Origin of the sequence: Streptomyces sp. UH6, from assembly GCF_013421635.1 — a bacterium.
GTDB classification, from domain to species: domain Bacteria; phylum Actinomycetota; class Actinomycetes; order Streptomycetales; family Streptomycetaceae; genus Streptomyces; species Streptomyces abyssomicinicus.
Genome location: NZ_JACADT010000189.1, coordinates 1 through 7,868, shown reverse-complemented (window position 1 = coordinate 7,868; position 7,868 = coordinate 1). Strand labels below are relative to the sequence as shown.

8 protein-coding genes are annotated in these 7,868 nt (G+C 71.1%); 4 read left to right on the top strand and 4 right to left on the bottom strand.

The window, feature by feature from the left end; genetic code table 11:
- Window positions 1–127: 127 nt before the first annotated feature.
- Together HW445_RS12310 and HW445_RS12305 are read left to right on the top strand one after the other, a co-directional pair.
- A complete protein-coding gene (locus tag HW445_RS12310) occupies window positions 128–298 on the top strand; it encodes a hypothetical protein (RefSeq protein WP_180221064.1) in 171 nt (56 codons plus the stop codon).
- Window positions 299–323: 25 nt separating this feature from the next.
- The gene (locus HW445_RS12305) at window positions 324–1,634 is read left to right on the top strand and encodes a HEAT repeat domain-containing protein (protein ID WP_180221063.1); all 1,311 of its coding nucleotides are present in this window, start codon (window positions 324–326) and stop codon (window positions 1,632–1,634) included.
- Window positions 1,635–1,885: 251 nt separating this feature from the next.
- Here the strand turns inward: HW445_RS12305 and HW445_RS12300 are convergent, their stop codons facing one another.
- Entirely contained in the window at window positions 1,886–2,224 is a 339-nt protein-coding gene (locus HW445_RS12300; RefSeq protein WP_180221062.1) for a co-chaperone YbbN, read from the bottom strand.
- A gap of 100 nt (window positions 2,225–2,324) precedes the next feature.
- Window positions 2,325–3,464, bottom strand: coding sequence for a helix-turn-helix domain-containing protein (locus HW445_RS12295; protein ID WP_180221061.1), 1,140 nt, complete (start codon window positions 3,462–3,464; stop codon window positions 2,325–2,327).
- Between the two features lie 87 nt (window positions 3,465–3,551).
- Here HW445_RS12295 and HW445_RS12290 point away from each other — a divergent pair, with 87 nt between their 5' ends.
- Window positions 3,552–4,607: a ferredoxin reductase gene (locus tag HW445_RS12290; protein ID WP_180221060.1), complete on the top strand. Its 1,056-nt coding sequence runs from the start codon at window positions 3,552–3,554 to the stop codon at window positions 4,605–4,607.
- A gap of 7 nt (window positions 4,608–4,614) precedes the next feature.
- Complete coding sequence (locus HW445_RS12285; protein ID WP_180221059.1) at window positions 4,615–5,733, top strand: acyl-CoA desaturase; 1,119 nt, start codon at window positions 4,615–4,617, stop codon at window positions 5,731–5,733.
- Between the two features lie 215 nt (window positions 5,734–5,948).
- On the opposite strand, the gene HW445_RS12280 is transcribed toward HW445_RS12285, so the two are convergent.
- Window positions 5,949–6,851 carry an aminoglycoside phosphotransferase family protein gene (locus tag HW445_RS12280; protein WP_180221058.1) on the bottom strand — a complete coding sequence of 301 codons (903 nt, stop codon included), beginning with the start codon at window positions 6,849–6,851 and terminating at the stop codon, window positions 5,949–5,951.
- Between the two features lie 114 nt (window positions 6,852–6,965).
- A partial coding sequence (locus HW445_RS12275) for a CU044_5270 family protein (RefSeq protein WP_180221057.1) occupies window positions 6,966–7,868 on the bottom strand: 903 nt, incomplete at its 5' end.

The window sequence follows — 7,868 nt, the reverse complement described above, 5'->3', positions numbered from 1 at the left end:
CTGACCGTAGAAGTTGCCGCAACGGAAAGCGCAAGCCCGGAACCCTGTCGGGCGGACAGGTCCAGCGTGGCGAGCGCGGGCACCTCGCGCAGACTCAGGCCGTAGGACGGCGACGGGTGCGAACCCGGTGGACACCTTTCACGATGTGGACGGCGGTCATGAGCGGGAAGCCGGCGAAGGCGAGCCAGAAGAACGCGTCGATCGGTCGGATCCGCGCAGTCGGATCGGTGCTGCGTCGATGAGTGCGGGCCAGTTCGACGGAGAGGAGAAGCCGGAGCTTCCGTACGACCAGGCATGACACGATGAGCCGGGGGTGGGTACGGATGGGTGAGCAGGCGGACGGAGCGGCGGGCGCCCACGTCGGAGCGGCGGCGGGCGAGGCGCTGCTCGCCGCGATCCGGGCGTTCGAGGTGCCCAGGGCCAGGGAGTTGGTCGAGGGCGGGGCCGATCCCGATCGTCGGCTGCCGGACGGGACCACCCCACTGGGGCTCGCCGTCGCGTCGGGCTCCCCCGGCCTGGTGGGCGCCCTGCTGGGCAAGGAGCCACGTCTTCGTCTGCCGGCCGCGGAACGTGTCCGGCTGCTGGCCCTGGCCCGGCACTGGTACGGCGCCGGGGCGGAGGCGGAACTGCGTCGGCTGTCCGGGGCGCGAGGACCCGCGGAGGTCGTGCGCGTCCTGGACGACGCGGACGACGTCTCGGAGGAGCCGGACGTCGAACAGGTCACCCTCGGCGGCCGTACCGTCCGTGCCGGGTACGGCGCGGTTCTCACCAAGCTGGAGTGGGCGTTCCGCGTCCTCACCCGGCCCGGCGAACTGGTCGTCCGCGCCGCCCGCACGGATGGGCGGCACGTGGACTTCTGGGAGTCCCTGTCGGTCCTTCAGGAACGCGGCAGCGACCGGACCTGGCGGGCCGTCCTCGGGCACCGGAGCCACCCCGACCGGGCTCACCGCTTCTTCGTCGCCGAGTACCTGCGTGTCCTGGGCGTCGTCGTCGCGCACAGCGAGGCACGGCAGGAGGAGGCGGACCGCGTCCTTCTGGCCTGGGCCGCGGAGGAGTCCGATCCCGCGGTTCTGGCCACCGTGCTGGAGGCGTTGGCCATGGCCGACGAGGGCTCGGCCGCCGTGGTCCTTCCCCATGCGGGTCATCCCGATCCGCGTGTGCGCCGTGCGGCAGCCGGCTGCCTGCTGATGTGGCAGTGGCCGCCGTCGGCGGCGGCCCTCACCGCGGTCGACGCGTTGGCCCGGGACGAGGATCCCGAGGTGCGGGCGGCGACGGCGGAGGCGGCCGGTCACACCGTCCGGCGGCTCCCCGGGACCCGGCGGACCGTCCTGGAGCTGCTCGACGACGAGGTCCATGCGGTCCGCCTCGCGGCCGCGCACGCGCTCAGCTGGGCACGCGCCCCTCATCCGTCGGTGACCGAGGCGCTGTGGGCGCTCCTCGAAGAGGACGACCAGGAACTGCGCCTGGAGGGCGCCTTCGGGCTGTCGCTGCTGGACGATCCCCGCACCCCGCAGGCCCGCGAACGCGTGGGCCGGCTCGACCCGCGGTTCCATGAAGACGTGCGCGCGGACGGCGTGTGGGGGTGGGAGCGGCGCCGCCGGGATCGCGCCGCCTGCACGACGCCGGAGCGGTGACCCGCGGACAGGGACGCCCCCCCCTGATGCCCCGGGGCGTCAGGAACGTCGAGGGCGTCGGTGTCGGCGAACAGCTCGCAGCCGGCGATGTGGGCGCCGACCCCACCGGATCAAGCCGGAGCTGCTGTCGCGGATCGAGGTGCCGACCCTGACCACGTCACATCCCCCGGTCCGGCCCGTACGGCCGAGCATCGCCATGACGGCGGCCAGGTGGTCGGTCACGGGCGGAACCTCGTGTCGACGGCGGCTGCTCAGAGGTGGCCGTCCAGGAATGTCCGTACCTCCGCGAGGGTCATGGGCCCCGTGCCGTGCGCCACCGCCTCGCCGTCCTTCAGCAGGACGCAGGACGGGGCTCCGGTGACCCCGTAACGCTCGGTCGCTGCCGGACAACGCGTGATGTCGGCACGGACGACCGTCAGGCGGCCCGTGTGGTCGTCGGCGATGTCGGCCACGACGAGGTCCATCTCCCGGCACGGCTCGATCGCCTTGGGCCACGTCCCGGTGAAGTACGCGAGGACCGGAACTGCGCTCATCCCGAGGATGAAGTCGAATTCCGCGTCCTCACGGGGTCGGTGGACCCGCTTCGTCATGGGAGCTCCTGCCCTCACGTTCCGTCGTTCCTCCCCATCATCCCTCACGCCGTGTGGGCAAGGAGCCGTCACGGGACCCCGGGCGCGGTCGACGTGCGTGTCAGACGGGCCGAAGGCCGACCGCCAGCGTCAGTTCGAGGACCCGGTGCGGCGATGCGAGGTCCGGAAACAGCTCCCGCAGCTGCGACATCCGGTACCGGACCGTCTGGGGGTGGACGAACAACGCCGCCGCCACCTCGTCCCGCCTGCCCTGGTGCAGCAGCCACGCCCGCAACGTCTCCTCCAGCCGCCGTGCGGTCGCGGCAGGCAAGGTCCGCAACGGTGCGAGGGCTCGGGCACACAGGTCCGCGAACGCGTCCACGTCGGCGCTCAGCACCAGTTCGGGCAGGTGGTCCTCGGTGTCGCGGATGTCGGAGGAGAGGGAGCGCGCGCGTGCGGCTCGTGCGTACGAGGCGGACGCACGGGTCCATGGCCGGGCCGGGCCGACCACGGCGGTGCGGTCGGTCAGCTGCCGCAAGAGGTGCGATCGGTCGGCATCGGGGACGAGCAGCACACCGGTGGCGTCCGGCAGATCGTCGAGGACCAGGGTGCTCGGGTCGAGGACGCGGTAGGCGGGCCGGGCCTGGGCGGCGGGCAGCAGGACGGCGGTCAGCGACACCGGAGGCTGCCACCCGGCCCGTTGGACGGAGGTCAGCAGCACGTCCGGGCTCGCACCGGCGAGGAGGTCGCGGGCCAGGTCCTCCAGGTGGCGCTCGTGCTCCCTGCCCCGGGCTGCCAGTTCGTCGGCGTGGCCCGCGGCGCTCGCGGCGGACAGCTCGTCGATGTAGGCGAAGGTCAGCTCGGCGAACTTGGCGACCTCGGCGGCGGGCAGTCCCGCGCGTACGGCACCCGCCGCCAGGCATCGCCAGGCCACGCGGGCGCCGACGCGGTAGGCGCTGAGCAGGGCGTCCATCGAGCGGCCGTCGCGCACCTCGCCGCGGCCCAGCTCGTAGGCCGCGTCACCGCCGTCGCCGCCTGTGGCGCTGCCGCTCGCGAGGTCCAGGTAGTGCCCCAGTGCGGTGCGGACGGCTCGGCGGATGGTGGCGCCCATGTGGCCCGAGAGCGCGCTGGCGTAGGGAGGGACCTCGTCGATGATCGCCTGCACGACCTCGTCGGCGGTGGTCTTCAGCGCGGCCCGAAGCGCGGTGACCGTCGTCTCGTCCAGGGCCAATTCACTGGCCCTCCGGATTGCATGGCTCACGTTTTTGTTCCCTGCGAACAATCTAGCCGATCAGATTTACGTCCTTCGGTCAGGACTTTACGCCCTGAGGCGCAGCAAGCTGGAGCCATGACGAGTGCAGCCCTGCGCAGCAGGGCGTGGAAACTGCTGGAGATGGTCACGACGCCGGTTCTGCCGTCGGACTACCTCGACCTGGTCAGCCCGCTGCGGGCGGGTGCCGACCTGCGTGGGCGCATCGAGGCCGTGCACCCCGAGACGGGTGACGCCGCGACCATCGTGATCAGGCCGGGGCGGGGCTGGCGCGGCCACACGGCCGGCCAGTACGTGCGGATCGGGGTCGACGTCGACGGGGTGCGCCTGTGGCGGGCCTACTCCGTCACCTCGCCGACGGACCGCCGGGACGGCCGCATCAGCATCACCGTGAAGGCGATCCCGGACGGCAAGGTCAGCAACCACCTGGTCCGCAGGGCGAGACCGGGCACGCTGATCCGGATGGACCAGGCGACCGGTGACTTCGTGCTGCCGCCGGCCAAGCCCGCCAAGGTGCTCTACCTGACGGCCGGCAGCGGCATCACGCCCGTGATGGGCATGCTGCGCGACACCGAGTTCGACGACGTCGTCATGGTCCACTGCGCGCCGCGGCCGCAGGACGTCATCTTCCGCGACGAACTGCACGAGCTGGTCGCGGACAAGAAGCTGCTGCTCACCGAGGTGCACACCGCCACGGACGGCATGCTCGACATCGCCCGTCTCGACGAACTCGTGCCCGACTGGGCCGAGCGCGAGACCTGGGCCTGCGGGCCCGCGGGTCTGCTCGACGCCGCCGAGGAGCACTGGAGCGGGCACGGCGTCCAGGACCGCCTGCACACCGAACGCTTCCGTCCCTCCGTCGTCGTCGCGGGTGACGGCGGGGAGGTCACGTTCAGCACCACCGGCAAGACCGTCGACGCGGACGGCGCCACGCCGTTGCTGGACATCGGCGAGGAGGCCGGCGTGCTGATGCCCTCCGGGTGCCGCATGGGCATCTGCTTCGGCTGCGTCACGCCGCTCAAGGCGGGCGCCGTCCGCGACCTGCGCACCGGCGAGATCACCGAGGCCGAGCCGGGCGTCCTCATCCAGACCTGCGTGTCCGCCGCGGCGGGCCCCTGTGACATCGAACGGTAGGAGCACCGTGACCGCCATCGACCCCACCGCCCACCTGACCGCGGAGCAGATCGAGGAGCTCGGCCGCGAGCTGGACGCGATCCGCGACGAGGTGCTCGCCGACCGCGGCGAGAAGGACGCCGCCTACATCCGTAAGGTCATCTCGGCGCAGCGCAAGCTCGAGCTGGCCAGCAGGGGCGTGCTGCTGTTCTCGTTCTTCCCGCCCGCGTGGCTGCTCGGCACCGCCGGTCTGTCCGTGGCGAAGATCATGGACAACATGGAGATCGGTCACAACGTCCTGCACGGACAGTGGGACTGGATGCGTGACCCGAAGATCCACTCCACCACCTGGGACTGGGATCACGTCTCGCCGGCCGATCAGTGGAAGCACTCGCACAACGAGCTGCACCACACGTACACCAACGTGATAGGCAAGGACAACGATCTCGGCTACGGCATCATGCGCGTCGACGAGGACCAGAAGTGGCGCCCGTTCCACCTCGGTCAGCCGCTGTGGAACTTCATCAACGCGTGCTTCTTCGAGTACGGCATCGCGGCGTACGACCTGGAGCTGGGCAAGAACCTGCACAAGCGCCGCCGCAACAACCCGGAGTTCCGCGCGCGGGCCAGGGCCGTGGGTCGCAAGATCCGCAAGCAGGTGCTCAAGGACTACGTGATCCACCCGCTGCTGTCGGGCCCGTCGTTCCTCACCACGCTCGCCGCCACGTTCACCGCGAACCTGGTCCGCAACCTCTGGTCCCACTCGGTGATCATGTGCGGGCACTTCCCCGAGGGCGTGCAGGTCTTCGAGCGCCGGTCGATCAAGGGCGAGACGCGCGGCCAGTGGTACCTGCGCCAGATGATGGGCTCGGCGAACATCAGCGGCAGCAAGGCCATGCACTTCATGACCGGCAACCTGTCGCACCAGATCGAGCACCACCTGTTCCCGGACCTGCCGAGCAACCGGTACGCCGAGGTCGCGGTGAAGGTGCGCGCGCTGTTCGAGAAGTACGAGCTGGAGTACGTCACCGGTCCGCTGCCCAAGCAGGTGTACTCCGCGTGGCGCAAGGTCGTGCGGCTCTCGCTGCCGAACAGGAAGCCGAAGGTCACGGCGCCGGACCGCGAGAAGGAGCTCGTCGCGGCCTGATTTCCCGTAGGGGTGCCGATCGTTCGGATCGTTCGGCCGGGTCGGCGGACCGGGTGCGTGCGCACCCGGTCCGCCGACGGGCGGGCTGGGTGGACGGTGGGCGTTGTGGATGGCGTAGGCCTTCACGAAGAGGAAGTCGATCCTGGTACTGGCGTGTGTCCAGTGATCGTGGCAGCTCCGGCAGCGAGCGCGGATGGGGGCTCGTCGCCCCGTGTCTACAGCAACTGCTCTGTCAGAACGCGGTCGAGAGCTGCCCGGCCGGCAGGGCCCCATGCCGGCTTGCCGCCGGGAAGACCTCGGTCCCCGTTCTGGCCCATGAGCATGAGGAACAGGCTCTTCAGGGCGGCCAGCCCGCGGGCACGGCGGATCGTCCCCTCGTCCGCATGCGCGTATCCGTCGAAGAAGCGGGAGACGGCGCCTGCGGGAAGGATCACCCAGGCAGCCGCGAGGTCCCAGGCCGGGTCGCCGGCGAACATGGCATCGAAGTCGATCACGCCCGAGAGCGTCCCCTCGGAGACGACCACGTTCGCGGGGTGAAGGTCGCCGTGCACCCAGAGCGGCGGGCCCTCCCGTTCGGGGGCCGCGACGGCGTCGTCCCACACGGCGCGGACGGCCTCGGCGAGGTCGGCGGGGACGACGGCGTGGAAGTAGTGGTCGAAGCCGTCCGTGCACTTCTTGGGGTGGTCGCCGCGGTCCTCACTGATCGGCGCGTCTTCGGGTGCTTCCACGTGGAGCGCGGTGAGGAAGGCCGCGAGCGTGTCGGCCGCGTGGTCGCCGCGGCTGATGGAGGTGTGGTCCAGCGGCTCGCCGGGGATCCACGTCATGACGGTCCAGGGCTTCGGGAAGCGCGCGGACGGTTCACCGATCCGCACGGGGCTGGGGACGGGGAGCGGCAGGCGCGGGCCCAGGACGGGCAGCCACCGGCACTCCTTGCGCAGAAGGGCCGAGGCACCTTCTTGACGCGGCATACGGACAGCCAGATCGTCCCCGAGGCGCCACATCTGGTTGCCCCACCCGCCCGCCACTTCGCGGAGGGCCAGCCCTGCGAGATCCGGATGCTGCTCCAGCAGCAGGTCATGCACCAGGTCTGCGGTGATCTCGATCTCGAAGTCGGTCATACGAGATCACGTTACCGGGGCAGGACGAACCTCAGGGCCGCCGGCACCGGCGTCCATCTGCCGGTGCCGGCGGTCTCGAGGGTCCCGCCCGCCGGATGCGACACAGCGGCCGGACTACGGGCGCTGCCTCACCCGGTCGACGATCCCCCAGTCCTCCACGTGCGACAGCTGGATGTACTTCTTCTGCCCGGAAGCCGAGATCCGCTCGTCGCGGAAGCCCAGGAATGCGTACGACGCCGGGTCGAAGATCAGGTACTTGCCTTCGTGGGACCCGAGCTCGGTGGAGGCGATCCCCACCCCGGCCCGCCCGGCCGAGTCCTTCACCCCCGGGATCGTCTTGATGCCGGGCACCAGGGCCAGCGCCTCGTACGCCGCGGGGCGCAGTCCCTGGGGCAGCACCGGGTTCTTCAGGAGTTCCCCGAGCAGCCAGTAGGCCTCGAACCGTTCGAACTCGTCGAGATCGCTGATGGGCCGGTCGTCGGACCGGGAGCCGAGGGAGATGATGGCCGAGATGAGCTTCTCCGGGTCTTGGGGCAGCTTCTTGAGTTCGCTCCACTTCCGGGGCGGCCATACCCCGCCGCCCTCGTCCGCGGGCCCCTCCCACATCTCGCGGCCCAGTTCCATGCTCAAGGAGGGCTTGGAGACGTCCACCGACTCCCACATCTCGTCGGTGTAGGTCTTGACCTCGCCGGTCTTCTGCTCCGTCTCCTGGATGATCCGCTTCGAGTAGATGAACTGGTCGTCGCGCGGCGCCACCGGCTCCTTCTCCTGCTCGCGCTCCCACGACGCCGCCCCGTTCAGCACCGTCGCGGCGGCGTTCTCCAGCCGCGGGGTGCTCGTGCCCGGTGCGCCGCCCTCACCGGAGCCGTCCGTGCCGGTCAGCACCGCCGTCCCCGTGATCGCCGTGGCGACCACCGCGCCCGCCGCGAGGCGCAGAGCATGGCGGCGACCGGGGCCGGTGCGGGTGCGCTGGTCCGCATGGGCGATCGCTTTGAGCACCTGGTGCCGGGCCCGGTC